Below are 25,957 nucleotides of genomic sequence, written 5' to 3' on the forward strand. Positions count from 1 at the left end.
GAACAACAGGGGTTGATATGTCAGACGAGAATAAACAGGGGCTGCAGTCGGCATTTCGCCGAAAGCTGCTGATGGGAATGGCGGCGATACCCGCCCTGACCGTGCTGCCGCGGTCATCTTTTGCCCAGGCGCCGGCAACCTCCGCGGTCAACACGACGGGACTCGCGGTTACCGATACTGAAGTCACCGTCGGCATCCTGCATTCGGCCACCGGCACGATGGCGATCTCGGAAACCGGCTCGATCGAGGCCGAGAAGCTCGCGATCGCGCAGATCAACGCCGCCGGCGGCATCCTCGGCCGCAAGATCAAGATCATCCAGGAAGACGGCGCCAGCGACTGGCCGACGTTCGCCGAAAAGGCCAAGAAGCTTCTCGTCAACGACAAGGTCGCGGCGATCATGGGCTGCTGGACCTCGGCCTCCCGCAAGGCGGTGCTGCCGGTCATGGAGCAGTACAACGGCATGCTCTACTACCCGACCTTCTATGAAGGTCTCGAGCAGTCCAAGAACGTCATCTACACCGGCCAGGAAGCCACCCAGCAGATTCTCGCGGGCCTGAACTGGATCGCCAAGGAGAAGGGCGCGAAATCGTTCTTCTTCGTCGGCTCGGACTACATCTGGCCGCGCACCTCGAACAAGATCGCGCGCAAGCACGTCGAGAACGTGCTGAAGGGCAAGGTCGTCGGCGAAGAATATTATCCGCTCGGCAACACCCAGTTCAACTCGGTGATCAACAAGATCAAGCTGACCAAGCCCGACGTGATCTTCACCGACGTCGTCGGCGGTTCGAACGTCGCCTTCTACAAGCAGCTCAAGGCGGCCGGCATCGACCTGTCGAAGCAGGCGCTGCTGACGATCTCGGTGACCGAAGACGAAATCGACGGCATCGGCGGCGAGAACATTGCGGGCGCCTATGCCTGCATGAAGTATTTCCAGTCGCTCGACAATCCGAACAACAAGAAGTTCGTCCCGGCCTTCAAGGAGATGTGGGGCGAGAAGACCGTGATCGGCGACGTCACCCAGGCCGCCTATCTCGGTCCGTGGCTGTGGAAATTAACGGTCGAGAAGGCCGGCAGCTTCGACATCGACAAGATCGCGGCCGCTTCGCCGGGGATCGAATTCAAGGGGGCGCCCGAAGGCTACGTGCGCATCCATGAAAACCATCACCTGTGGTCCAAGACTCGCGTCGGCCGCGCCAAGCTCGATGGCCAGTTCGAACTGATCTACGAGACCGCCGATCTGGTCGAGCCCGATCCGTTCCCCAAGGGCTACCAGTAAGAGAGCTACCAGTAAGCGTCCGCAGCTCTCCCTGCGCAACCGCTCCCTGGCGTGGACCGTCAATCCACGCTTACGACCCCGCGTCGCGAGTTCTTTCTCGCGATGCGGGGACCTTATCCCCCGACGGAGAACATCATGTTCGGCGATTATTCGATTGGCGATCTCGGCTCCATCTTCGTCATGCAGGGCTTCGCAGGCCTGATCCTGTTTTCCGTTTACGTGCTGATGGCGCTCGGTCTTGCGATCATCTTCGGCCAGATGGGCGTCATCAACATGGCGCATGGCGAGTTCATGATCCTCGGCGCCTACGTCACCTGGATGACGTCGAACTTCTTCCAGACCTTTTTGCCGAGCCTGTTCTCAGGCTACTTCTTCCTCGCGATGATACTGGCGTTCATAGCCTCCGGGTCATTGGGCATGCTGGTGGAGTGGGTGCTGATACGCCATCTCTACAAGCGCCCGCTCGATACGCTGCTCGCCACCTGGGGCCTCAGCCTGATGCTGCAACAGGCCTATCGCTCGATCTTCGGCGCCCGTGAAGTTGGCGTCGAACTGCCGCAGTGGATGCTGGGCTCGCTGCACGTCTCCGACAGCATCGAGGTGCCGATCAACGGCGTCTTCGTGATGGCGCTGACGCTGCTGATCACCATCGCGGTCGCCTACATCATGTATATGTCGCGCTGGGGCCGTCAGGTCCGCGCCGTCGTGCAGAACCGCATCATGGCCGGCGCGGTCGGCATCAACACCGCGAAGGTCGACCGTTACACCTTTGCGCTCGGCTGCGGCATCGCGGGAGTAGCCGGCAGCGCCTTCACCATGATCGGCTCGACCGGACCCACCTCAGGCCAGCTCTACATCGTCGACACTTTCCTCGTGGTCGTGTTCGGCGGCGCAGCCAGTCTTCTTGGCACCATCGCCTCCGCCTTCTCGATCTCGCAGACGCAGTCGACGCTCGAATTCTTCATGTCGGGATCGATGGCGAAGGTGCTGACGCTGCTTGCGGTTGTCGGAATTCTGATGCTGCGGCCGCAGGGGCTGTTCGCCCTCAAGGTCCGCAAATAACAACAAAAGGGGCTGAAGCCATGAACGACAACCGCTACTTCAATCGTTCGGAGCTGATCGGCATCCTGGTGCTCGCCGTCTTTCTGGTGGTGATCCTGCCGCTCTGCCTCGACGTGTTCCGGCTCAACCTGGTCGCCAAGTATCTGACTTACGCCTTCGTGGCGCTGGGGCTGGTGGTCTGCTGGGGCTATGGCGGCATTCTCTCGCTGGGGCAGGGGGTGTTCTTCGGCCTCGGCGGCTACTGCATGGCGATGTTTCTCAAGCTGGAAGCATCGAGCGTCGAGAACACCAAGATCCAGTCGACCCCCGGCATTCCCGATTTCATGGACTGGAATCAGATCACCTCGCTGCCGTACTTCTGGCAACCGTTCCACAGCCTGACCTTTACCGTTCTTGCCGTGATCCTGGTGCCGGGCATCTTCGCGCTGATCATCGGTGCCGCAATGTTCAAGCGCCGGGTCGGCGGCACCTACTTCGCCATCATCACGCAGGCGGTGGCCGCGATCCTGACCATCCTGATCGTCGGCCAGCAGGGCTACACCGGCGGCATCAACGGGATGACCGACCTGCGCACCTTGAAGGGATGGGACATCCGTCCCGACCACGCCAAGGTCGTGCTCTACTTCTTCGAAGTCGGCTGCCTGTTCGCCTGCATCTTCATCGCCTATTTCATCCGGCGCTCGAAGCTCGGCCGCATCCTGGTGGCGATGCGCGAACAGGAGGACCGGGTCCGTTTCTCCGGCTACAGCGTCGCCAACTTCAAGATCTTCGCCTTCTGCGTCGCTGCGATCTTCGCCGCGATCGGCGGCGCCATGTTCGCCCTGCAGGTCGGCTTCATGTCGCCGTCCTTTGTCGGCATCGTACCGTCGATCGAGATGGTGATCTATACCGCGGTCGGCGGCCGGCTCTCGATCCTCGGTGCGATCTACGGAACCCTGCTGGTCAACTTCGCCAAGACCAGCCTGTCGGAATCCTTCCCCGAGCTCTGGCTGTTTGGCCTCGGCGGCCTGTTCATCGCCGTCGTGCTCGCCTTCCCCAATGGTCTCGCCGGCATCTGGCAGGATCATGTCCAGCCGCGGATCGACCGGCTGTTCGCATCACGCAACGCCAAAGCGGACGACGACCTGGTCGCCGACGGCGCCCCGGCGGAATGAGGAGATAGGTCATGTTGATTGGTCATCAGCCCAAGGAATTCCTGCTCGCGGTCGAGGCGCTCACCGTGTCCTTTGACGGCTTCAAGGCGGTCAACGATCTCTCCTTTTACGTCGAAGAGAACGAGATCCGCGTCATCATCGGCCCGAACGGCGCCGGCAAGACCACGGTGCTCGACCTGATCTGCGGCAAGACCAAAGCGACCTCGGGCTCGATCCAGTTTCGCGGCAAGGAGCTGACGAGCCTGAAGGAGAACCAGATCGTCAAGGCGGGCGTGGGGCGAAAATTCCAGACGCCGTCGATCTACGACGATCTCACCGTGTTCGAGAATCTCGAGATCTCGTTTCCGCGCGGCCGCACCGTGTTCGGTGCGCTGACCTTCACCCGCGACGCCACCGTGCGCGACCGGGTGCATGAAGTCGCCGAGATGATCTTCCTGAAGGACCGCCTCAACATGAGCGCGGCGCTGCTCAGCCACGGCCAGAAGCAGTGGCTCGAGATCGGCATGCTGCTGATCCAGGACCCTGAACTCCTGATGCTCGACGAGCCCGTCGCCGGCATGAGCGTCAGCGAGCGCGCCAAGACCGCCGAACTGCTCAACCGCATCATCAAGGACCGCTCGGTGCTCGTCATCGAGCACGACATGAAGTTCGTCGAGGACATCGCCCACAAGGTCACGGTGCTGCACCAGGGCCAGATCCTGTCGGAAGGCACGATGGAAAAGGTCAAGAACGACCCCAAGGTCATCGAAGTCTATCTCGGGCATTAATCCAATCAGGAGCACGTTCATGCTGGCAATCTCGGATCTTCACGTCGCTTACGGCCAGAGCGAAGTGCTGCACGGCCTCAACGTCTCGGTCGCGCCCAACGAGATCATCGCGATCATGGGCCGCAACGGCATGGGCAAGACCACGCTGATGAAGTCGCTGATGGGGATCGTGCCGACCAAGAGCGGCTCGGTCAGCATGGAGGGCGCCGAACTCAGCGCGCTGCCGAGCTACGAGCGCGTCGCCAAGGGCCTCGCTTACGTGCCCCAGGGCCGCATGATCTTCTCGACCATGACGGTGAAGGAGAACATCGAGACCGGCCTCGTGGTATCCGGCGGCTCCGAAGTGCCCGAGGACATCTACGAACTGTTCCCGGTGCTGCTGGAAATGAAGGGCCGCCGCGGCGGCAACCTGTCCGGCGGACAACAGCAGCAACTGGCGATCGCCCGTGCGCTCGCCACCCAGCCGAAGGTGCTGCTGCTGGACGAACCGACCGAAGGCATTCAGCCGTCGATAATCAAGGACATGGCCCGAACCCTGAAGCGAATCCGCGACGAGCGCGGTCTGTCGATCGTGGTGTCGGAGCAGGTGCTGAGTTTCGCGCTCGACATCGCCGACCGCGTGCTTGTCATCGAGAACGGCGAGATCGTCCGCGACGATCCGCGCGACAGCGTCGATGCCGCGCAGATTTCAAAATTCCTGTCCGTGTAAACCTCAAAGGGGAGCTGTTGATGCCTGATACACTGATCAAGGTCGATCTCACCAAGTCGGCCTACGACAACGACAAGATCCACAATCGGTGGCATCCCGACATTCCGATGGTTTCCTGGGTCTCTCCCGGCGACGACTTCATCATCGAGACCTATGACTGGACCGGTGGTTTCATCAAGAACAACGATTCCGCCGACGACGTGCGCGACATCGATCTGTCGATCGTGCACTTCCTGTCCGGCCCGATAGGCGTCAAGGGCGCGGAGCCCGGCGATCTCTTGGTGGTCGACCTGCTCGACGTCGGTCCTCTGAAAGAGAGCCTCTGGGGTTTCAACGGCTTCTTCTCCAAGCAGAACGGCGGCGGCTTCCTGACCGACCATTTCCCGCTGGCGCAGAAATCGATCTGGGACATCAAGGGCCTCTACACCTCGTCGCGCCACATTCCCGGCGTGAACTTTGCGGGCCTGATCCATCCCGGCCTGATCGGCTGTCTGCCCGATCCGAAACTGCTGGCGAAGTGGAACGAGCGCGAGAACGCGCTGATCGCGACCGATCCGACCCGCATTCCCGGATTGGCCAATCCGCCGTTCGCCGCGACCGCGCATGCCGGTCAGGCCAAGGGCGACGCCAAGGCCAAGATCGGCGCCGAAGGCGCCCGCACCGTGCCGCCGCGCGAACATGGCGGCAACTGCGACATCAAGGATCTCTCCCGCGGCTCGAAGATCTACTTCCCGGTCTATGTTCCCGGCGGCGGCCTCTCGATGGGCGATCTGCATTTCAGCCAGGGTGACGGCGAAATCACCTTCTGCGGCGCGATCGAGATGGCCGGCTGGCTGCACATCAAGGTCGACATCATCAAGGACGGTGTCGCCAAATACGGCATCAAGAACCCCGTGTTCAAGCCGTCGCCGATCACGCCGAACTACAAGGACTACCTGATCTTCGAGGGCATCTCGGTCGACGAGGCCGGCAAGCAGCATTACCTCGACGTTCACATCGCCTATCGTCAGGCCTGCCTGAACGCGATCGAGTACCTGAAGAAGTTCGGCTACTCCGGCGCGCAGGCCTATTCAATCCTCGGCACCGCGCCGTGCCAGGGCCACATCTCCGGCGTGGTCGACGTGCCCAACGCCTGCGCCACGCTGTGGCTGCCGACGGAAATCTTCGACTTCGATATCATGCCGTCGTCGGCGGGTCCGATCAAACACATCGACGGTTCGATCCAGATGCCGCTGTCGCCGGACAAGTAATCCCTGCGCGACGGGATGCGGGACGGTGCGTATTTTGCCGCCCCGCATCCGCCGTCGTGAATCATTCGAGAAGCGCGAGGGAGAAGCAAATGCCCGTTTACGAATATCTCTGCAACCATTGCGGCCCGTTCAAGGACATGCGGCCGATGGCGGAATGCGACGATCCGCAGGACTGCCCGAGTTGCGAAAGCCAATCGCCACGCGTGATCCTGACCGCGCCGGCCTTCTTCTGCATGCCGTCCGACAAGCGGCTCGCCGCCGCCACCAACGAGCGCTCTTCGAATGCGCCGAAGACGTTGGCCGAATACAAGGCCTCGCATGGTCCGGGTTGCGGCTGCTGTTCGACCAAGAAGAAACTGTCACGGCTGGTGAAGCAGACCCGCAGCGGCGCCAAGAGCTTTCCGACCGCGCGGCCGTGGATGATCAGTCACTGATTTTTCTTTAGCGACCGCGACAAACCCGAAACAGAACAGGGGCGATCCCATGCTTCACGGCGATATTTCATCGAGCAACGACACCGTCGGCGTAGCCGTCGTCAATTACAAGATGCCGCGGCTGCACACCAAGGCCGAGGTGCTCGACAACGCCCGCAAGATCGCCGACATGCTGGTCGGCATGAAGCTCGGCCTGCCGGGCATGGATCTGGTGATCTTCCCGGAATATTCCACCCAAGGCATCATGTACGACTCCAAGGAGATGTACGAGACCGCTTGCGCCGTGCCGGGTGAGGAGACCGCGATCTTTGCCGAAGCCTGCCGCAAGGCCAAAGTCTGGGGCGTGTTCTCGCTGACCGGCGAGCGCCACGAGGAGCATCCGAACAAGGCGCCGTACAACACCCTGATCCTGATGAACGACAAGGGCGAGATCGTCCAGAAGTACCGCAAGATCATGCCGTGGGTACCGATCGAAGGCTGGTATCCCGGCAACTGCACCTATGTCTCCGACGGCCCGAAGGGCATGAAGGTCAGCCTGATCATCTGCGACGACGGCAATTTTCCGGAGATCTGGCGCGACTGCGCCATGAAGGGCGCCGAGCTGATCGTGCGCTGCCAGGGCTACATGTATCCCGCGAAAGAACAGCAGATCCTGATCTCCAAGGCGATGGCCTGGGCCAACAATGTCTATGTCGCGGTCGCCAATGCCGCCGGCTTCGACGGCGTCTATTCCTACTTCGGCCACTCCGCGATCATCGGCTTCGATGGTCGCACCTTGGGCGAATGCGGTGAGGAGGACTACGGCATCCAGTATGCGCAGCTCTCCAAAACCCTGATCCGCGACGCGCGCCGCACCGGCCAGTCGCAGAACCATCTCTACAAGCTGGTGCACCGCGGCTACACCGGCATGATCAATTCCGGCGAAAGTTCGCGAGGCGTCGCGGCCTGTCCCTATGATTTCTACAAGAAGTGGATCAACGATCCCGAGGGCACGCGCGAGATGGTCGAGGCGATGACCCGCTCGACCGCGGGCACCGAGGAATGCCCGATCGACGGCATTCCGAACGAGAAGACCGGGACGAATTATTGAGGCGACTTCGTAGGGTGGGTTAGGCGAAGCCGTAACCCACCGTCCGGACCATCCGCGCGGCACGAAGCTGGTGGGTTACGCTATGCTAACCCACCCTTGTAATAGCGCAATCGGTTATCGTCGGCATGTTCCGAAAGGAATGGCCTGCCGTGGACGGCCATCCACGGCAGGCCGCTGGCGATCGGATCGAACCCATCCTGAGCAGTTTGTGGCTGCCCCGTAGCGTGATCGCGCCAGCACCTTCATCGGACCCGGATGGTTGCCGGAACAACTTGGTTCGCTTCACAAGGCGGGGTCGACGAAGATGACACAGACTATCATAACGACGGCTGGAATCGATACATCCAAGGCCAAACTGGACGTTGCTGTTCATGATCGGTCCGAGCGCTGGCGGGTTGCCAATGCTTTACCTGGCTGGCGCGCCTTGGCGGCCAACCTGTCTAAAGCCGGCGTGACGCGCGTCGGGATCGAGGCGACGGGCGGCTATGAACGCGGCGTGGTGGAGTATTTGCGCAAGGCGGGCTTCACCGTGCTGGTGCTGCAGCCGACCCAGGTCAAGGCTTTTGGCCGGGTCCATCTGCGTCGCGCCAAGAACGATGCGCTCGATGCGTTCTTGATCGCGGCTTGCACAGCGACACTCGATCAGCCGAAGACTGCGCCAGATCCTCGACTGGCACAACTGGCTGGATATCTGACCTTTCTCGAACAGATCGAGGAAGACATCGCGCGTCACAAGACCCGGCTCGAACATATCGACGAACCTGGCCTGCGGCGCATTGTTAACAGCGACATCGTCCGGCTGAAGGCACGACGGGCCGCGCAGATACGCGACATTGCCAAGCGACTTCGCGCCAGTGACGATCTTGCCATGCGACTCAATCTGGTGCTGAGCATTCCCGGCATCGGAGAACGCACGGCGCTGGCGCTTCTGATCCGCATGCCCGAGCTTGGGCAAGTCAGCCGCGAGGAAGCTGCAGCCTTGGCCGGCCTGGCTCCCTTCGACGACGACAGCGGAAAACATAAAGGCCTACGTCGCATAGCTGGCGGGCGAAGTCGCCTACGCCGCTCCCTGTTCGCGGCTGCCCTCCCAGCGGCCTTCCGCTGGAACAAGGCACTCGTCGCGCTCTATGCCCGCCTGACGGCCGCTGGAAAGGCCCACACCGCAGCGCTCATCGCTTGCGCCCGAAAGCTCCTGATCTACGCCAACACCGTGGTCCAGCGCGGTACGCCGTGGACCGAAAAAGCCGCCTAGCTCTTAATGGTTGCTACGGACTAACCCACCCTACGCAGCGTTCAACGCCGGCCGCTGAAACCGCAGCCATATCACCGCAACCGCAGCCGCCCCAATCAGCAGCACGGAAAACCAGTTGAGCGGTTGCCAGCCCCAGCGGTCCTGCAGGAAGCCGGCCATGAAGCTCGACGTCGCTGTGGTGCTGAATACCAGCAAATCGTTGAGCGCCTGGGCCTTGCCGCGTTCGTTCGGGCGGTAGCAGGTCGTCACCAGCGTGGTGGCGCCGACGAACAGGAAATTCCAGCCGATCCCGTTGACGGTGAGTGCAATCCGGAAATTCCATTCGGCGGTGCCGCTGAGCGCTGCCGCGACGCCGGCCAGCATCAGCACGATGCCGCAAGCCATGATCGTCGTCACGCCGAACCGGTTGATCAGATTGCCGGTGAAGAACGATGGCACGAACATGCCGAGCACATGCATGAAGATGACCCAGTGGGCTGCCGAATGCGGAAAGCCGCAGCCGACAATGGCGATCGGCGAGGCGCTCATGATGAAAGACATCGTCCCGAATGCCAGCATGCCGGCCATCGCCGAGGCGATGAAGCGCGGCTGGCTGGCGATCTCCCACAGCGGGCGCGGCGGTGCCGTGATCTCCGCCGGGCTCGCGGAAGGACTCGCCGCCATCGCCGGGAAGGTGATGAACGACATCACCGTAAACACGATGACGTGCAGGCCGAGAATGGCGGCATAGGTCGCCAGATAAAGCGGCATCGTCAGATCGTGCGTCACGCGCACAAGGCTCGGGCCGATCACAGCCGCGGCGACGCCGCCGGCGGTAACCCATGAAATCGCCTTGGCGCGGTAGTGGATCGGCACCAGCTCGGCTGCGGCAAAGCGATACATCTGCAGGCAGGCCACCGCATAGCCAAGGATCAGGCCGCCGCCGCACATCACCAGGAAGTTGCCGGTATAGAGTCCGAGGCACATGACCATGGCGCCGGCCATGCCGAACAGCGAGCCGACGCGAAAGCCGATGCGGCGGCCGACCCGCTGCATCAAGAGCGCCGCCGGGAATACCCAGATCATGACGCCGATATGCTGCATCGTCACCGGCAGGTTGGCGAGGTCCGGCCGGTGATAGAACGTGATGACCGACAGCCCCGTCGCCGCGAACATCATGGTGTTGCAGGATTGGCCGACGGCCTGGCAGCAGGCGAGCAGCAGCAGGTTGCGATGCGCGCGCCGGTCGAGGCTTTCGGCCGGATCGATTTCCGGCCTGAGCCCGGACTGGGGTGTCATCGCATCCATTATTGTTCTTGCCCGGCTAAGTCAGGGAGGTTCGCGAGCCGGAGCCGGCGAGAGCACGTTTTACGTTTCCAGCAAAATTCGCTCCCACTCAAGGCTTAGGCAGCAATTCTTTTGCAATGCTGGCCTGCTGTAGATTCGTCGGCTGGCGTTGACGGCCACATCGCGTAAGCTGGTGGAATAATCGCGGGTCCCGTTCAAGGACATTCCGCATTGCACCATTCATTCGGGCGCAGGCTGGAAACAAGCGATCAGGGGTGAGGGCGGCGAACCACATGTCCGACGATCTGCAATTCCAGGATCTTCAATTCCAGGTCCAGCGCCCGCCGGCCTATGGCGAACTGACGGACCTGCTGCCCGGGATGTTCTGGGTGCGGCTGCCGATGCCGACGCTGCCCAATCACGTCAATTGCTGGCTGCTCGACAACGGGCCGGGATGGACCCTGGTCGATTGCGGTTTCGACGCCGACGATGTGTTCGAGATCTGGGACAAGCTCTGGCGCGGCCTGCTACGCAGCCGTCCGTTGCAGAATCTCACCTTCACCCATGCCCATCTCGATCACTACGGTTTCGCCAGCTATCTGGTGAAGGAATCGAGATGCACGGTGCGGATGCCGCTGGCGGAATGGCTGAGTGGCTGGAAGCTGTGGCACGAGCGCGAGGACGCACAGGACGAGCCGCTCAAGATTTTCATGACCCGTAATGGCGCCTCGGACGAGGAGGTGGCCTCGATCATCGGCGCGCTGCGCAAGTCAAAGTATCTCGGCCTGCGGCCGCCGCGCGAATTCATCCGCATCCGCGACGGCGACGTGATCGCCATGGGTCAGCGCGACTGGCAAGTGTTCATCACAGGTGGACATTCACCGGAGCATGCGTCGTTCTTTTGCGAGAAAGACAAGATCCTGATCTCGGGCGATCAGATCCTGTCGCACATGATACCGTCGGTGATCGTGTCCCCGGCGCAGCCGGATGCCAACCCGATGAAGGAGTATCTGGATTCGCTGACCCGGTTCGAAGCGCTGCCGCCGGATACGCTGGTGCTGCCCTCGCACGGCCTGCCGTTCCGCGGGCTGCATACACGGCTGGCCCAGATGCGCGAACATCATCAAGCCCGGCTCGACGACGTCGCCTCCGTCGTGACGACGAAGACGACGGCGTTCGCGGTCGCGCAGGAAATATTCCCCCGCGTGCTCTATGCCAATCCGCGCCAGGCTTTCGGCGAAGCGCTGGCGCATCTCAACATGCTGGCCTCGACCGGCCGGCTGACGCGCGAGGTCGATGGCGCCGGCGCGATCAGCTTCTCGCCCGTGTGAACCGGTTCGACGTGTCTTCACTCCCCGAACCCAACTCCACCGGCCTGCTGCACTCAAAAGGGTGGCAGGTCGCGATGATCGGGCTCGGCACGGCGACGGCGCAGCTCGACTCCTCGGTCAACATTGCCTTCCCCGCCATCACTCGGGGTTTCGATCTCGCAATCCCTGATATTCAGTGGGTGGTGATCTGCTATGTCCTGACCTACGCCAGCCTGCTGCTGGCGATGGGACGCATCGGCGACACCGTTGGTCACGCGATTGTCTACCGGATCGGCCTGATCTGGAGCGCGGTGGCTTTCCTGCTGGTCGGTTGTGCGCCGAGCTATGGCGCGATGCTGTTCTTCCGCTGCCTGCAAGGCGCGGGCGCGGCGCTCGTCCTGAGCTGCGGCGTCGCGCTGGTGACTTCGCTCTATGGCGAAGCGCAACGCGGCCGGGCACTCGGCATCTACACCATGATGATGGCGCTCGGCCTGATGCTCGGTCCGCTGCTCGGCGGCGCCTTGACGGCGGTGTGGGGCTGGCCGGCGGTGTTCTGGTTCCGGATACCCATTGCGATTGCGGCGCTGCTGCTGTTACGCGGCTTGCCTTCACCGCCACCGCGCCAGACGGGCGACCGCTTCGATGCATGGAGCGGCATCGCGCTGATCGTGGGCCTGGTGACGATGCTGCTGGCGCTCAATCGAATGCGCGAGTTTTCCGCCATCTGGCTCGGACTGCTGTCGATCGTGGCTTTTGCAGCCTTCGGCTTCCGGCAATCCCGCGCCGAGCATCCGATCATCGCCACCAAAGTTCTCACATCACCCGGCTTTGCGCTGCTGAACCTCATCAGCGTGACGGCCAGTCTCGCGGCGTTTTCGGTCTGGCTGCTGGTGCCTTATTATCTGACGCGCATTCCCGGTCACACGCTTGCGGAGAGCGGCGCGATCCTGGCCGCAGGTGCGGCGGGCGCCGTGCTGGCTTCGCCCATCGGCGGCCGTTTGATCGAGCGTCTGGTCCCTGCCGAGTGGCTGGTGGTCGCAGGCGCCGCCACCATCGGCGCCGGTCTTCTGCTGCTGAGTGCATGGACGGAGCAGACTTCGACCGCCCTGCAGGTCGCAGGCCTGATCGTGCAAGGCGTCGGGCTTGGGCTGTTTCAGTTGGCCTATACGGATATCGTGACATCGGCGCTGCCGATCGAGGACCGCGGCGTCGCGGGAAGCCTCACGCTGCTGACGCGAATGTTCGGCACCGTCACCGCGGCCTCGCTGATCCTGATGCTGTTTGAAATTCTGCAAGTTCAGCATGGCTTCTTTGAAGCCTTCCACCTGACCTTTCAGCTTGCGGCCCTGCTGGCGTTCATCAGCGCGGGATTGCTGGCATTCCTGCCGCGCAGGATCAGTCCTTGAGACTCAACGGAGGGCAGGTGCTAAAGTGACCACGCGACAGGGATGTGACGCCGCGTTCTTGTCACGTCATTGAAACGGCGTCGAACAAAACAAGATGGCCTCGGAGGGCTGCACGGGTGAACCCCGAGGCAAGCGTAACAGGGGAGGCTGCGATGAATCGAAAGATAGCTGGAATGGTCTTCGCGATAGGCGCTGGGGTTGCGGCATTGGCCGGCACCGCGCATGCACAACAGTCACCGGGGGCCGCGGCCCTCGACACCAGTCTGCGCGCTGCGGTCGAGCGCAAGGACGTGCCGGGCCTGGTCGTGCTGGTCACCGATCGCGAGCGCGTGCTCTATCAGGGCGCCTTCGGCGTCGCCGATGTCGCGACCGGACGCCCGCTTGCGTCGGACGCGCTGTTTCGTATCGCCTCGATGACCAAGCCGGTCACGTCGGTGGCGTTGATGCAGCTGATCGAGCAGGGCCGCCTCACGCTCGACGATCCCGCGGAAAAATACCTGCCTGAGCTCGCGGGCCTGAAAGTCATTGAAAATTTTGACGCGGCGACCGGGAATTACCAGCTCCGTGCGCCGGCGACCAAGCCGACGGTCCGACACTTCCTGACGCATACGTCCGGATTGGCCTATCCGTTCACCAGCGCGATCTGGCGCGATTTCAAGCCGCGCGCCGGCGAGACCTATCCGTTCGGCGGGCCGCTGCTGTTCGATCCGGGCACGCGCTGGCACTACAGCACCTCTACCGACGTCTCAGGCAAGCTGGTCGAAGTGGTGTCCGGCCAGAAGCTCGAGGATTATTTCCGCGAGCATATCTTCATCCCGCTGAAGATGAATGACACCTCCTACAACGTGCCGGAAGCCAAGGGACCGCGCCTGGTCGCACAGCAGCAGCGCGCCGGCGAGCGCATGGACGGCGCGGTCGAACTGCAAAAGCCCCAGCCCGGCCTCACCATCGCCGCGCCGATCGGTGGTGGCGGCCTCGCTTCGACCGCTGACGACTACGGCCGCTTCGTGCGGATGCTGCTCAACGGCGGCACTCTGGATGGCGCGCGCGTGCTGAGAGCCGAGACGGTGGCGCTGATGGGCCAGAACCAGATCGGTGCGGTCTCTGTCCCCGCGCTGAAATCCGCGCTGCCGCGCAGCGCCGACTTCACCTTCATCGACGACAACAAGGACAAATGGGGGCTCGGCTTTCTGATCACGACCGATCAGGTGCCGGGCAAGCGATCCCCGGGCAGCCTGAGCTGGGGCGGTATCAACAATACCTTCTTCTGGGTCGATCCAGCCAAAGGCATCGCCGGCGTGATCATGATGCAGTACCTGCCGTTCGCCGACGCCAAGGCGCTGGCCGTCTACGACACGTTCGAGCGCGGCGCCTATCAGATCGTCAACGCCGAGCGATAAAAGTATTGCCATGTCTGGCTGGCGTCATGCCGGCCAGACATCAGGTTGTCAGTGGTGCACAGCGAACGAGAGGCATTCTTGCGACAACAGAAATTCGGCAGCGGCGGTCCCGACGTATCCGTGATCGGGCAGGGCACCTGGTATCTCGATCGCGGCGATCGCACGGCTGCGGTGGCGGCGCTGCGGCGCGGCATCGATCTCGGCATGACCCATATCGATACCGCCGAGATGTACGGCGACGCCGAACTCGTGATCGCGGACGCGATCGAGGGGCAGCGCGAAAAACTGTTTCTGGTCTCAAAGGTATTGCCGAGCAACGCGTCGCGTCGCAGCACCATCACCGCTTGCGAACGCTCGCTGAAGCGGCTGAAGACCGATCGGCTCGACTGCTATCTGCTCCATTGGCGCGGATCCTATCCGTTCGAGGAAACGGTGGCGGCGTTTGACGAACTGATTGCGGCCGGGAAAATCCGTTCCTGGGGCGTCAGCAATTTCGACGTCGATGATCTCGACGAATTGCTCGATGTCGCAGGCGAAGGCGCCATCGCCTGCAATCAGGTGCTCTATCATCTGCAGGAGCGCGCGATCGAACACGCGGTGATCCCGTGGTGCGAGCAAAATGGCGTGGCCGTCGTCGCCTATTCGCCGTTCGGCCATGATGATTTTCCGTCAGCGCGCAGCAAGGGCGGCAAGGTGCTGCAGAAAGTGGCGGATGCGCACAAGGCCACCACGCGTCAGGTCGCGCTCGCTTTTCTCACGCGCGCACCATCGGTATTGGCGATTCCAAAAGCCTCCAGCGCGGAGCATGCCGCCGACAATGCCGGCGCCGGCGATCTGAAACTCGGCGACAATGAGATCGCAGCGCTCGACAAGGCGTTTCCGCGCGGCCCGAAACCGCGCGGGCTGCCGATGCTGTAGTTCTTCTCCCTCTCTCCGCAAGCGGGGCGAGGTGAAGAGTCCGCGCTGACTTGATGAATAATCGTCGCTGCGAGAACACAGTTCTTAACAAAGTGTTGCAATCGCACTGTGGCGCGGGCCGTGGCAGGCTGCCGCGCCCCGTAGCGCATATCCGCATCCCGTTTCCGGACCTAGTCGTAGCTGCACAATTGGTGTTTTTTAAAACCTCGCCCGAGTCGATCATTACTGCCTTTCGAGATTGCCGTGACACCGCCCCCCGCCGCAGCCAGGCTGGACAGCGCCGAATTGTCGTTGCCCGAGAAATTGCCTTCGCCGGAAAAGAAATCCGCCGCGCCCAAAGCCCTTAAGCGTGACAAGACTTTTAAGCGCGACAAGGTCCTTGCACCCAAAGCGCCCGCGCGCGCCGATCATCCGTTCAAGGGCATCGCGCTGATTCTGGCTTCGACGGTCTTTCTCGGCACCTCCGATGTGACCGCGAAGTATCTGTCGGCGACGCTGCCTTCGATCGAGATCACCTGGATCCGCTTCCTGACCTTCGCGCTGATCATGATGCCGGCGATGGTGCCGGGTTCGCCGCTGTTCGCGCTGCAGACGGGTCGTCTCAGCCTGCATCTGCTGCGCGGCTTGACGATCCTGGGCTCGTCGCTGTTCTTCATTTCCGGACTTCGCTTTCTCCCGATCGCGGAGGCTTCCGCCACCGGCTTCGTCGCACCGCTGCTCGTCACCGCGCTGTCGATCGTCTTCCTCGGCGAAAGGGTGGGCCTGCGCCGCTGGATCGCGACCGGCGTCGGCCTGATCGGCGTCATCATCATCCTGCGCCCCGGCACCGGCGCGTTTCACCCCGCGGCGATCTTTCCGCTGGTCTCGGCGCTGTGCTGGGCCTGCACGCTGATCATCACGCGGATGATGAGCGGCACCGAGCGCGCCGTCACCGTGATGGCCTATTCGTCGATCGTGGGCCTGGTCATGCTCTCGGGGCTGGTTTCGTCCGTGTGGGTGACGCCGAGCTGGCACGACATCGCCTTCGGCATTTTCATCGGCGTTGCCTCGACGCTCGGACAGTGGATCGTGGTATTGGCGTTCCGTTACGCCGACGCGTCGGTGCTGGCGCCGTTTTCCTACACCCAGTTGCTCTGGGTCAGCATCCTCGGCTTCCTGATCTTCGGCGAAGTCCCTGACGTCTGGACCGTGACCGGCGCCGCTTTCATCGTCGCCAGCGGCCTCTACACCGCCCATCGCGAACGGGTGCGGCGGTCGCAGCTTGCCGCGGTGCCGGCGGAGCCGTCGCCCAACGCCTGAGGCATTCGCGCGAAAGGTGTACGCCGGTTCACACAAGCGTGGCGCGGGGGCCACACTGGCCGCGGAAAACGTGGCTTAATCCTGTCGAATCAACGGATTCCCGGAGGCCGTGGAACTACGGAGGGAACCACCGTGCTAGCCTGAGCCCCGGACGGCGCCGCAGAGCGCCGGGGGAATGGGGTTAGGCGTTGCGGATTCAACTACCATCGGGCGTCAGGGGCTGTTCGGGCCCGCTGCGGATGAAGAGCGTCGTGCTTCCGCGCTACAGATGCGCGGCACTGATCGCGACGTCCGTCGCCGCCACGCTCGTGGCCGGCGTGGCGCCGGCTGTTGCTTCGGACAAGATCTGGAACGGCGCCGTCGACTTCAATTTCACGACAGGGGCCAACTGGATCGGTGGCGCGCCCGGCAGCACCGATAATGCCGTGTACGACCCGACCGCCGCCGGCGGCACCAATACCAATTCCCTGGTCAACGCGTCGGTCAACATCAACTCGATTTCGCTGCAAGGCGGCTATTCCGGCCTCGTCTTCAATCCAGCGGGAATGACGATCACCTTCGCGACGTCGATTTCGGTGTCGAGCGGTATTTTCGACAACCGCGGCGTCCTGACCGGTGCGGGAGCTCTCAACGCTTCCGGCGGCATCGTTCTTCTCGGTGGAACGAGCAGCTACACCGGCGCCACCACCATATCCGGATCGGCCATCGTCGCCGCCAATTCGACCAACGCCTTCTCGGCAAGCTCGGCATTCGCCGTGGGCAGCGGCGGCACGCTCGATCTGCGCGGTTTCGACAACACGATCGGCTCACTCGCTGATGTCGCCGGCAGTGGCGGCGCGATCACCAACACTTCAGCGGGCGCGACCGCCGCCACGCTGACGACCGGCGGCGACAACACTTCGACGTCCTATGCCGGCACGATCAACGACGGCAACGGCGTGCTGGGGCTGGTCAAGGTTGGTACCGGCACGATGGTGCTGGCGGGCGCCAATGGCTACACCGGCGGGACGACGATCTCGGGCGGAACCATCCAGGTGACCAACGCTAATTCCGTCGGCACCGGCCCGGTTACGCTGGACGGCGGAACGTTCAAGCTCGACGGCAGCGTTTCCAGCGTCGCTTTCAGCAACGACTTCAAGGTCAACACATCAGGCGGCACCATCGATAACGCCGGTGCCGGCGGCGCCTCGCTGACGCTCACCGGCGTGATCTCCAACGGCAACGGCACCACCGGCGTGCTGCAACTGATCGATTCCACCAACAGCTTCGGCAGCGTGACGGCCCTGTCTGGTCACAATACCTATAGCGGCGGAACCAAGGTCGTTGATACCACCGTGCAGGTGAATAACGTTCAGTCTGTCGGCACCGGAACGGTGACGCTGCAGAATGCCGTGTTCCAGGCCGACGGCACCACCGGCGATCTCACCTTCACCAACAATTTCAAGATCGACCACACGCTGCACGGCAGCGCGATCGATGCCAACGGCATCAGGTTGACGATCGCAGGCAATATCAGCGACGGCATTGGCGCCGGCAAGTTGACGGTGCTGGATTCGGCCGGTGGCAGCGGGATCGTTGTTCTCACCGGCACCAATACCTATACCGGCGGCACCGATATCGGCTCCGGCTGCGGCTGCGGCCTCGGCTCCCTGCAGCTCGGCGACGCCACCCATACCGCGTCGATCGTCGGCGACGTCAACAACTTCGGTGGCAGCTTCGCCATCGTCAACGCCAATACGTCCGGCATCACCGCGATCACCAACAGCAATGGCGGTATCACCACGTTCTACGGCGCCAACAACGCCAGCACAGCTGTCATTACCAACCAGTCCGGCGGCTCGACGATTTTTCGGGACACCAGCACCGCCGGCAACGCCAAGATCACCAATCATGGCGGGACAACGGTTTTCGGCAATCTCCTCGGCGGCGGTACCGATATCAGCACGGCGGGCAATGCGACCATCGATAATAACAATGGCGGCACGTTCTTCGTGTCGCACAGCAATGCGGGTACCGCTGATATCACCAATCGCAACGGTGGCGCCACGATCTTCGTCGAGCAGTCATCGGCCGCTTCGGCAACCATCACTAACCACAGTGGCGGCTTTACCGAGTTCGGAAGTTCCACCGGTCTGGAAACGGTTTCGGCCGCAAACGCCCGCATCTACAACAACAATGGCGGCACCACCGATTTCAACGCATTCTCGACCGCCGGCAATGCGATCATCACGACCATTAGTGGCGGCCGGACGCGGTTCTTCGACAATTCGACCGGCGACAAGGCGCAGTTCTTCGTCAACGGTACCGGCTATGTCGATTTCAGCGAAAGCAGCGGCCCGGATGGCAGTGGCCACATCAAGGCGGGTTCGATCTCGGGCGACGGCCTGATCTATATCGGCGGTGGCAGCACCGTTTTCGGGACCCCCGCCAACACGCTGATGGTGGGCACCAACGATCTCTCCACCGAATTCAAGGGCGTCATCGCCGACAACAATACGTGCGGCTGCACCAGCGGGCCGGGCAATTTCGAGAAGGTCGGCACCGGCACGCTGATCCTGTCCGGCACCAACACCTATACCGGCACCACCGTCGTCAGTGGCGGCACCTTGCAGGTCGACGGCTCGATCGCCGCTTCGAGCGGAGTCACGGTGAATGCCAACGGCACGTTGAGCGGCGTTGGTTTCGTCAGCGCCACCACGGTCGCTGGCGGCGGCATCTTCGCGCCCGGCGGCGGCGCGCCCGGCAGCTTCATGACGGTATCGGGCAATCTCGCCTTCCAGTCCGGCGCGCTGTATCTGGTGCAGCTCAATTCGACGACGTCGTCGTTCGCCAATGTCATCGGCGCCGCCGCCTTGAACGGCACCGTCGGGGTGTCGTTTGCTTCCGGCAGCAACGTGATCAAGCAATACACGATCATGACGACGGGCAGTCATACCGGCACCTTCAGCGGCGTCAACGCGCCCGGCGGCCTCGTCGGCACCGTCAGCTTCGATCCGACGCATGTCTTCCTCAACTTCGCGCTCGATTTCGGCGCCAAATCCGGCCTCAACGTCAACCAGCAGAACGTTGCCAGCGCGCTGACTAATTTCTTCAATGCCACCGGCAGCATTCCCGCCAGCTTCGCCTCGTTGTCGCCGGCCGGCCTGACCCAGGTCTCCGGTGAACTCGCCACCGGATCGCAGCAGGCGACCTTCGACGCCATGAACCTGTTCCTGTCGCTGCTGACCGATCCTTTCATCGACGGTCGCGGCGGGGTTGGTGGAACCACTGGGGCTACACCGTTCGCGGAGGCCGACGGCGCAAGCGGTTATGCCGCCAACAGAGTGGGCACGGCGCACGATGCCTTTGCAAAATTCGCGACCAAGGCGGATGTCGCGCGCAACGATCTCCTCGATCCGCGCTGGAGCGTGTGGGGCTCGGCCTATGGCGGCGGCAGCAACACCTCGGGCAATGGGACGCTCGGATCGCAGTCGGCGACCGCGCGCGCGTTCGGCTTTGCCGCCGGCGCGGATTACCGCATCTCGCCCGACACGCTGGCCGGTTTTGCGCTAGCCGGCGGCGGCACCAACTTCAGCGTTTCGGGTTTCGGCACTGGCCGCTCCGACCTGTTCCAGGCCGGCGCCTTCGTGCGCCGCAATTTCGGCGCCGCCTATGTCACGGCGGCTGCCGCCTATGGCTGGCAGGACGTCACCACCGATCGCACCGTGACGGCTGCCGGCGTCGACCGCCTGCGCGCGGAATTCAACGCCAATGCGTATTCGGGACGCGTCGAGGGCGGTTACCGCTTCGCCACGCCGTGGATGGGGATCACGCCCTATGCCGCCGGACAGTTCACCACCTACAGCCTGCCGGCCTATGCCGAGCAGGTGTTGTCCGGCACCGGCACCTTCGCGCTGAACTATGCCGCCAAGGACGTCACGGCGTCGCGGACCGAGTTCGGCGTTCGCGCCGACAAATCCTTTGCGATGCCGAACGGCATCCTGACGCTGCGCGGCCGCGCCGCCTGGGCGCATGATTTCAACACCGACCGCAACGTCACCGCGTTGTTCCAGACGCTGCCGGGCGCGTCCTTTGTCGTCAACGGTGCGGCGCAGGCGCATGACTCCGCGCTGCTGACCGGTGCGGCGGAAATGAAGTGGCTGAACGGCTGGTCCGCCGCCGCGGTGTTCGAAGGCCAGTTCTCCAACGTCACCAATTCCTACGCCGGCAAAGCTGTTGCGCGCTATTCCTGGTAGTTCTGTTCCTGCGCCTTCTCTGTGTTAAGAGAGAGCCAGACAGGAGAGAACGTCCATGCGCGCTGCCATTTTCCGGAACGGCGAAATCGTCGTCGATGAGATGCCGGAGCCCACGCCGGGACCGGGCCAGGTGCTGGTCAAGTCGCTGGCCTGCGGCATCTGCGGTTCCGATTTGCATGCGCGCAAGCACGCCCACCGCATGGTCGACCTCGCCAAATTTCTTCCCGGCCGCAAGCCGATGGATCTTTCCCGCGACGTCGTGTTCGGCCATGAATTCTGCTGCGAGATCCTCGACTATGGTCCGGGCGCGCAGCGCAAGTTCAAGCCCGGCACCCATGTGTGCTCGCTGCCCGCGCTGATCACGCCCGCCGGCATCCAGGCCATCGGCTATTCCAACGAGAATATCGGCGCCTATGCCGAACGCATGGTGCTGAGCGAACCGCTGCTGCTCGAAGTTCCCAACGGCCTTAAGCCCGAACATGCGGCGCTCACCGAACCCTTGGCCGTCGGCATTCACGCCGTCGAAAAGGCCAACATTCGAGGTGACGAGGTGCCGCTGGTGATCGGTTGCGGTCCGGTGGGCCTGGCCGTCATCGCAGCGCTGAAGATCAAGGGATTGCACCCGATCGTGGCTGCTGACTATTCGCCGGCGCGTCGCGCGCTCGCCGCCAAGATGGGCGCCGATATCGTCGTCGATCCCGCGCGCTCGCAGCCTTACGCGACGTGGGCCGAGCATGCGCAGATGTCTCCGGAACAGAAGGCGGCGCGGCCGCCGTTGCAGGCCATGCTGCCGGCGCTCAAGCCCGCGCTGATCTTCGAATGCGTCGGCATTCCCGGCCTGCTGCAACAGGTGTTCGAGGGCGCGCCGCGCGATGCACGCATCGTCGTGGTCGGCGTCTGCATGGAAACCGACCGCTCCGAGCCGTTCCTGGGGATCGTGAAAGAACTCAATGTCCAGTACGTGCTGGCCTACACGCCGGAAGAGTTCGCCTATTCGCTGCGCCTGATCGCGGAAGGCAAGGTCGATGCGGCCTCGATGGTGACGGCCAGCGTCGGCATCGACGGCGTCGCCAAAGCCTTCGCCGATCTCGCCAATCCGGAAGCGCACACCAAGATTATTGTGGAGCCGTGGCGATAATATCCGTCGTCCCGGACAAGCGAAGCGCGATCTCAGATGTGCAATTGCACATCGGGGGACCCATACGCCGCGGCGGTCGTTATTAGAAAAAGCCGTCGACGACCTTGCTTGAATAATAGCGGCCGCGGCGTATGGGTCCCTGCGTTCGCAGGGACGACAGCTTTGTGCCGCCGGTCAGAATTTTGCCGGAACGTACATATCGGGCGGTATCGGTCCGCGGTGATATTCGGGGTTGTGGACCCGCGGCGGCAAGATCACCGGCGGGTGCTGCACCTCGGAATAGGGAATCTGCGTCAACAGATGCGAGATGCAGTTGAGGCGCGCGCGCTTCTTGTCGACGGCGTCGACGATCCACCACGGCGAGTCCGGCAGGTGGGTATGCTGCAGCATGGCCTCCTTGGCCTTGGTGTATTGCTCCCACTTAGCTCGGGCCTGCACGTCCATCGGGCTCAGCTTCCACTGCTTGAGCGGATCGCTGATCCGCATCGTGAAGCGGAATTGCTGTTCCTCGTCGGTGATCGAGAACCAGTATTTCAAGAGGATGGTGCCGGAACGGATCAGCATGCGCTCGAATTCCGGCACCGACTTGAAGAACTCCTGGTACTGTTCCTCGTTGCAAAAGCCCATCACGCGCTCGACGCCGGCGCGGTTGTACCAGCTACGGTCGAACAGCACGATCTCGCCGCCCGCCGGCAGATGCGAGACATAGCGTTGAAAATACCACTGGGTCCGCTCCCGCTCGCTCGGCGCCGGCAGCGCCGCGACGCGGCAGATCCGCGGATTGAGCCGCTGGGTGATGCGCTTGATCACGCCGCCTTTGCCGGCGGAATCGCGGCCTTCGAACAGCACCACGACCTTCTGCTTACTGTGCTGAACCCAGTCCTGCAGCTTGACCAGTTCGCCTTGCAGCCGCAGCAGCTCCCTGAAATAGATTTTGCGATCGAGCTCCGGTCCTTCGTGCACCGCGTCGATGTCGTCGAGCCTGGAGTCGTCGAGTTCGAGCTCGAGCTCTTCGTCAAGGGTGTCGGCCATTTCCCGATGGATGCGCTCTCGCAAGGCCAGTTCGGCGTTCAATTCGGACGTGGTCATGGGATCTGTCTTTCGCTCGCTTCTGTCGGGCATCGGACAATGGTTCGGTCACGTTACGGGGATGTGACATGGCCGGCTTCGCCCGGTTTGGAGGGCAGACGCCTCGAAATAGCTGCTGATATCGCAGGCGCGGAATTGATGCCGTGGTGGCGCGTCTGTAAGAAGACAGGGCACCCACTGGAAAGCAGGAGAAGCGCCGTGGCCGACAATTCAACGGGACGGCCGGGGCCGCAAGGCAAGCCCGGACCGCAGGGGCCGCGCGGGCCGGCCGGCGAACCCGGAAAGCCCGGCCTGCACGGCAATCCCGGCCGGCCCGGCTCCGAAGGCCCGCGCGGCAAACCTGGTTCTAATGGAAAGCCCGGCCCCAACGGAAAGCCGGGAGCCCCCGGCAAGCGTGGCGAGCCAGGTCCGCAAGGCAAGCCGGGTGCGCGCGGCGAGGCTGGCCCGCAAGGCCCCGCCGGTGCGGCTGGTCTCGCCGGTCCGCGCGGCGAACCCGGCTCGCGCGGCGAACCCGGTTCGCGCGGCGAACCGGGTCCGGCGGGCGCGCTGCCCTCGATCGAACAGGTGATGCCCTGGCTGCATCTGATCTTCGATGCCTGGGAAGAGCATCGGCAAAAGCGCGCGCAGGAAGCCGCCGAACGCGAGCAGGCGGCGGCGGAGCTTGAGCAGGTGGCGGCAGAACTCGCGGCTCAAGAAGCGGCGGCTGCTGACGAAGACGACGACGGCGATGACGACGATCGCAAGAAGAAGCACAAGCGCAAGCATCGCAAGGACAAGAAGTAGACGCCCGCTAACCGCAGGTGCGCAGGATGGGTGGAGCGAAGCGATACCCATCATTTCCTTGCGCGCCGATTGATGGGTATCGCGGAGTTTATCATCGGGCCGGCTAAAGGCCGGACCCGATGGCTCCACCCATCCACAAACTACGAATTGAAGCCCGGAAGGTCGACCACCAGCCTTCCCTTGGCGGTGCAATCTCGCAAGCTTGCATACGCGTCCAGAACCGTGTCGAGCGTGAAGTGTCTCGGATCAAGCCGGGGCACGATCTTTCCGGCCTCTATCATTTCGGTCGCCTGGCGCAGGATTTCTCCATGATGCGATCGGCCCTTGCCGGTCAGCATCGGCAGCAGGGTGAACACGCCGGAATAGGTCGCCGCGCGGAACGACAATGGTGCCAACGCGTGGGTGCCCCAGCCGAGCGCGCTGACGACGTGACCGAACTGCGCCACGGCGTTGAAGGATGCATCCAGCACCGCGCCGCCGACGGTGTCGTAGACCAGATCAAAACCCTGGCCGGCGGTGTGTTCGGCGACGTAGTCGGTCACCGCTGTTGTCTTGTCGATGAAGGTGGCACCGATTCGCTCGATATAGGCCTTGTCGCTGGACGAACCCGTCGCGAACACCCGCGCGCCGAGTGCGCGTGCGATCTGGACCGCGACATGCCCGACGCCGCCGGCACCGCCCTGGATCAGGACGGACTGTCCGGACCGAACCTGCGCGCGATCGATCAGGCCTTCCCAGACGGTGATGATATTCAGCGGCAGGCTGGCCGCTTCCCGCATCGTCAGGTTGGCGGGCTTTGCCGCCAGCAGGTCGGCATCGACGGCGGCATATTGTGCCAACGATCCTTGCAGGCCGCCGATGCCGCCGGTCAATCCGTAGACTTCGTCGCCGCGCCGGAATCCGCTGACGCCGGCGCCGGTGGCTTCAACGATGCCGGCCATATCCATTCCCAGAATGTTCGGCAGCGGGTGCCGGGCATGGGCGGCCTGGCCGGCATGGATCTTGGTGTCGAGCGGCGTGACGCCGCTGGCGACGATCCGCACCAGAACCTGTCCGGCCTCCGGGCTCGGCCGCGCCATCGCCGCAACCCGGAACGGCGCGTTGGGTGCGTCGAGAATGGCCGCCTGCATCGTGTCGTTCGTAGCCATGATGGATCTCCTTGATCGTTGCCACCCAGTTAGGCCCATACAGCTTGTTTTGAAATCGACAGGAATGTAGCTTCTCCATTCAAATATGAATGGATCGAAGCGCCATGGAATGGAGCGACCTCCGGATATTTCTGGCCATCGCCCGCGCCGGCACGCTGGGCGCTGCGGCGCGCGGCTCCGGGCAGAGCCAGCCAACCATGGGACGGCGGCTGCGCGCGCTGGAGGCCGCGGTCGGGCATACGCTGTTTCAGCGCACCGGGGACGGCTTCGTGCTGACCGACGAAGGTTCGGCGCTGCTGGCCCATGCCGAGCGTATTGAGGAAGAGGTCTTGGCGGCGCAGCGCCAACTCGCCGGACATGACCGGCAGCTTGGCGGCACGTTGCGGATTGCCTCGTCGGACTGGTTCGGCATCCATCTGCTGACGCCGGTGTTCGCCGAATTCGCAAAGCTTCAGCCGCGCGTCGTGATCGAACTGTTGACCGACCACCGGCTCTACAGCCTGCCGCGGCGCGAGGCCGATATCGCCTTTCGGATTACGCCGTTCAGGGAAGCCGAAGTGATTTCGCGCCGGCTGATGCACATCGAATACGGCGTCTATCTCAAATCGGGCATCAAGCCGCCACGCGCCGGCGACGGCGCGGGAACGCCGCTCATCACCATGGACACGGCGTTCAGCGATGTGCCCGATGCCGTGTGGTTGCAACGTAAGCTGCCGAACGCCCACGTCGTTTCACGCAGCAACAATCGCGATGTGCAGGCCAGGATGTGCGGACAGGGTGCCGGTGTCGCCGTGCTGCCGCGCCCGCTCGGCGACAGCATCGCCGGCGTCAGGCGCATCGACCTCGGCGAACAGCCGCCCGGCCGCAATACCTATGTCGGCTATCACCGCGATCTCAAGCGGCAGGCGCGCCTGCGCGCGTTGCTCGATCTGGTGATCGAGCGGCTGGCGAATTAAAGAGCCGCCGAGCG

The 25,957-nt window shown here is 63.2% G+C and carries 21 protein-coding genes; 18 read left to right on the top strand and 3 right to left on the bottom strand.

The genetic code is table 11. The annotated features are described in order from the left end of the window. Nucleotides 1–17: 17 nt before the first annotated feature. The 9 genes from urtA (at nucleotide 18) to BLS26_RS28945 (ending at nucleotide 8,995) form a co-directional block, all read left to right on the top strand. Nucleotides 18–1,277, top strand: coding sequence for an urea ABC transporter substrate-binding protein (gene urtA / locus BLS26_RS28905; RefSeq protein ID WP_092515905.1), 1,260 nt, complete (start codon nucleotides 18–20; stop codon nucleotides 1,275–1,277). Between the two features lie 135 nt (nucleotides 1,278–1,412). Beyond that, complete coding sequence (urtB, locus tag BLS26_RS28910; protein ID WP_092515906.1) at nucleotides 1,413–2,339, top strand: urea ABC transporter permease subunit UrtB; 927 nt, start codon at nucleotides 1,413–1,415, stop codon at nucleotides 2,337–2,339. Between the two features lie 20 nt (nucleotides 2,340–2,359). After that, nucleotides 2,360–3,493: an urea ABC transporter permease subunit UrtC gene (gene urtC, locus BLS26_RS28915; protein WP_092515907.1), complete on the top strand. Its 1,134-nt coding sequence runs from the start codon at nucleotides 2,360–2,362 to the stop codon at nucleotides 3,491–3,493. A gap of 11 nt (nucleotides 3,494–3,504) precedes the next feature. Beyond that, entirely contained in the window at nucleotides 3,505–4,260 is a 756-nt protein-coding gene (gene urtD / locus BLS26_RS28920; RefSeq protein ID WP_092515908.1) for an urea ABC transporter ATP-binding protein UrtD, read from the top strand. Between the two features lie 19 nt (nucleotides 4,261–4,279). Further along, the gene (urtE, locus tag BLS26_RS28925; RefSeq protein WP_092515909.1) at nucleotides 4,280–4,969 is read left to right on the top strand and encodes an urea ABC transporter ATP-binding subunit UrtE; all 690 of its coding nucleotides are present in this window, start codon (nucleotides 4,280–4,282) and stop codon (nucleotides 4,967–4,969) included. Between the two features lie 20 nt (nucleotides 4,970–4,989). After that, complete coding sequence (gene fmdA, locus BLS26_RS28930; RefSeq protein WP_092515910.1) at nucleotides 4,990–6,219, top strand: formamidase; 1,230 nt, start codon at nucleotides 4,990–4,992, stop codon at nucleotides 6,217–6,219. Nucleotides 6,220–6,308: 89 nt separating this feature from the next. Continuing rightward, nucleotides 6,309–6,653, top strand: coding sequence for a zinc ribbon domain-containing protein (locus BLS26_RS28935; protein WP_092515911.1), 345 nt, complete (start codon nucleotides 6,309–6,311; stop codon nucleotides 6,651–6,653). A gap of 49 nt (nucleotides 6,654–6,702) precedes the next feature. Further along, nucleotides 6,703–7,743 (top strand): aliphatic amidase, encoded by a 1,041-nt coding sequence (locus BLS26_RS28940; RefSeq protein WP_092515912.1) that lies wholly within the window; start codon nucleotides 6,703–6,705, stop codon nucleotides 7,741–7,743. Nucleotides 7,744–8,002: 259 nt separating this feature from the next. After that, nucleotides 8,003–8,995 (top strand): IS110 family transposase, encoded by a 993-nt coding sequence (locus tag BLS26_RS28945; protein ID WP_244541720.1) that lies wholly within the window; start codon nucleotides 8,003–8,005, stop codon nucleotides 8,993–8,995. 30 nt (nucleotides 8,996–9,025) lie between these two features. Here the strand turns inward: BLS26_RS28945 and BLS26_RS28950 are convergent, their stop codons facing one another. After that, entirely contained in the window at nucleotides 9,026–10,282 is a 1,257-nt protein-coding gene (locus tag BLS26_RS28950) for an MFS transporter (protein ID WP_092515914.1), read from the bottom strand. Between the two features lie 272 nt (nucleotides 10,283–10,554). On the opposite strand from BLS26_RS28950, the gene BLS26_RS28955 reads away from it, so the two are divergent. The 7 genes from BLS26_RS28955 to BLS26_RS28985 all read left to right on the top strand — a co-directional run bounded on the left by BLS26_RS28955 (nucleotide 10,555) and on the right by BLS26_RS28985 (nucleotide 21,967). After that, nucleotides 10,555–11,592 carry an MBL fold metallo-hydrolase gene (locus BLS26_RS28955; RefSeq protein ID WP_092515915.1) on the top strand — a complete coding sequence of 346 codons (1,038 nt, stop codon included), beginning with the start codon at nucleotides 10,555–10,557 and terminating at the stop codon, nucleotides 11,590–11,592. 11 nt (nucleotides 11,593–11,603) lie between these two features. Further along, nucleotides 11,604–12,977 (top strand): MFS transporter, encoded by a 1,374-nt coding sequence (locus BLS26_RS28960; protein ID WP_157676613.1) that lies wholly within the window; start codon nucleotides 11,604–11,606, stop codon nucleotides 12,975–12,977. A 152-nt stretch (nucleotides 12,978–13,129) separates the two neighbouring features. Continuing rightward, nucleotides 13,130–14,377: a serine hydrolase gene (locus BLS26_RS28965; RefSeq protein WP_092515917.1), complete on the top strand. Its 1,248-nt coding sequence runs from the start codon at nucleotides 13,130–13,132 to the stop codon at nucleotides 14,375–14,377. Between the two features lie 78 nt (nucleotides 14,378–14,455). Further along, nucleotides 14,456–15,295, top strand: a complete 840-nt coding sequence (locus tag BLS26_RS28970; protein ID WP_092515918.1) for an aldo/keto reductase — start codon at nucleotides 14,456–14,458, stop codon at nucleotides 15,293–15,295. A gap of 243 nt (nucleotides 15,296–15,538) precedes the next feature. Beyond that, a complete protein-coding gene (locus BLS26_RS28975; RefSeq protein WP_092515919.1) occupies nucleotides 15,539–16,594 on the top strand; it encodes a DMT family transporter in 1,056 nt (351 codons plus the stop codon). A gap of 251 nt (nucleotides 16,595–16,845) precedes the next feature. Further along, on the top strand, nucleotides 16,846–20,829 hold the full coding sequence (locus BLS26_RS28980) for an autotransporter domain-containing protein (protein ID WP_244541721.1): 3,984 nt from the start codon (nucleotides 16,846–16,848) through the stop codon (nucleotides 20,827–20,829). A gap of 55 nt (nucleotides 20,830–20,884) precedes the next feature. Next, the gene (locus BLS26_RS28985) at nucleotides 20,885–21,967 is read left to right on the top strand and encodes a zinc-binding dehydrogenase (RefSeq protein ID WP_092515920.1); all 1,083 of its coding nucleotides are present in this window, start codon (nucleotides 20,885–20,887) and stop codon (nucleotides 21,965–21,967) included. Between the two features lie 174 nt (nucleotides 21,968–22,141). Here BLS26_RS28985 and ppk2 read toward each other — a convergent pair whose 3' ends face one another. Further along, the gene (gene ppk2 / locus BLS26_RS28990) at nucleotides 22,142–23,056 is read right to left on the bottom strand and encodes a polyphosphate kinase 2 (protein ID WP_092515921.1); all 915 of its coding nucleotides are present in this window, start codon (nucleotides 23,054–23,056) and stop codon (nucleotides 22,142–22,144) included. Nucleotides 23,057–23,254: 198 nt separating this feature from the next. On the opposite strand from ppk2, the gene BLS26_RS28995 reads away from it, so the two are divergent. Further along, nucleotides 23,255–23,839: a collagen-like protein gene (locus tag BLS26_RS28995; protein ID WP_244541722.1), complete on the top strand. Its 585-nt coding sequence runs from the start codon at nucleotides 23,255–23,257 to the stop codon at nucleotides 23,837–23,839. A 140-nt stretch (nucleotides 23,840–23,979) separates the two neighbouring features. On the opposite strand, the gene BLS26_RS29000 is transcribed toward BLS26_RS28995, so the two are convergent. Beyond that, nucleotides 23,980–24,987 carry a zinc-dependent alcohol dehydrogenase family protein gene (locus BLS26_RS29000; RefSeq protein WP_092515923.1) on the bottom strand — a complete coding sequence of 336 codons (1,008 nt, stop codon included), beginning with the start codon at nucleotides 24,985–24,987 and terminating at the stop codon, nucleotides 23,980–23,982. A gap of 104 nt (nucleotides 24,988–25,091) precedes the next feature. Between BLS26_RS29000 and BLS26_RS29005 the strand changes: the two genes are divergently transcribed. Continuing rightward, nucleotides 25,092–25,943 (top strand): LysR family transcriptional regulator, encoded by an 852-nt coding sequence (locus tag BLS26_RS29005; protein WP_092518748.1) that lies wholly within the window; start codon nucleotides 25,092–25,094, stop codon nucleotides 25,941–25,943. Nucleotides 25,944–25,957: the final 14 nt, after the last annotated feature.

This window comes from Afipia sp. GAS231 (genome assembly GCF_900103365.1).
Lineage (GTDB): Bacteria > Pseudomonadota > Alphaproteobacteria > Rhizobiales > Xanthobacteraceae > Bradyrhizobium.

Coding starts and splice junctions, on each gene's coding strand:
- urtA (WP_092515905.1), top strand. CDS start 18: ATGTCAGACGAGAATAAACAGGGGCTGCAGTCGGCATTTCGCCGAAAG.
- urtB (WP_092515906.1), top strand. CDS start 1,413: ATGTTCGGCGATTATTCGATTGGCGATCTCGGCTCCATCTTCGTCATG.
- urtC (WP_092515907.1), top strand. CDS start 2,360: ATGAACGACAACCGCTACTTCAATCGTTCGGAGCTGATCGGCATCCTG.
- urtD (WP_092515908.1), top strand. CDS start 3,505: ATGTTGATTGGTCATCAGCCCAAGGAATTCCTGCTCGCGGTCGAGGCG.
- urtE (WP_092515909.1), top strand. CDS start 4,280: ATGCTGGCAATCTCGGATCTTCACGTCGCTTACGGCCAGAGCGAAGTG.
- fmdA (WP_092515910.1), top strand. CDS start 4,990: ATGCCTGATACACTGATCAAGGTCGATCTCACCAAGTCGGCCTACGAC.
- BLS26_RS28935 (WP_092515911.1), top strand. CDS start 6,309: ATGCCCGTTTACGAATATCTCTGCAACCATTGCGGCCCGTTCAAGGAC.
- BLS26_RS28940 (WP_092515912.1), top strand. CDS start 6,703: ATGCTTCACGGCGATATTTCATCGAGCAACGACACCGTCGGCGTAGCC.
- BLS26_RS28950 (WP_092515914.1), bottom strand. CDS start 10,282: ATGGATGCGATGACACCCCAGTCCGGGCTCAGGCCGGAAATCGATCCG.
- BLS26_RS28955 (WP_092515915.1), top strand. CDS start 10,555: ATGTCCGACGATCTGCAATTCCAGGATCTTCAATTCCAGGTCCAGCGC.
- BLS26_RS28965 (WP_092515917.1), top strand. CDS start 13,130: ATGAATCGAAAGATAGCTGGAATGGTCTTCGCGATAGGCGCTGGGGTT.
- BLS26_RS28985 (WP_092515920.1), top strand. CDS start 20,885: ATGCGCGCTGCCATTTTCCGGAACGGCGAAATCGTCGTCGATGAGATG.
- ppk2 (WP_092515921.1), bottom strand. CDS start 23,056: ATGACCACGTCCGAATTGAACGCCGAACTGGCCTTGCGAGAGCGCATC.
- BLS26_RS29000 (WP_092515923.1), bottom strand. CDS start 24,987: ATGGCTACGAACGACACGATGCAGGCGGCCATTCTCGACGCACCCAAC.
- BLS26_RS29005 (WP_092518748.1), top strand. CDS start 25,092: ATGGAATGGAGCGACCTCCGGATATTTCTGGCCATCGCCCGCGCCGGC.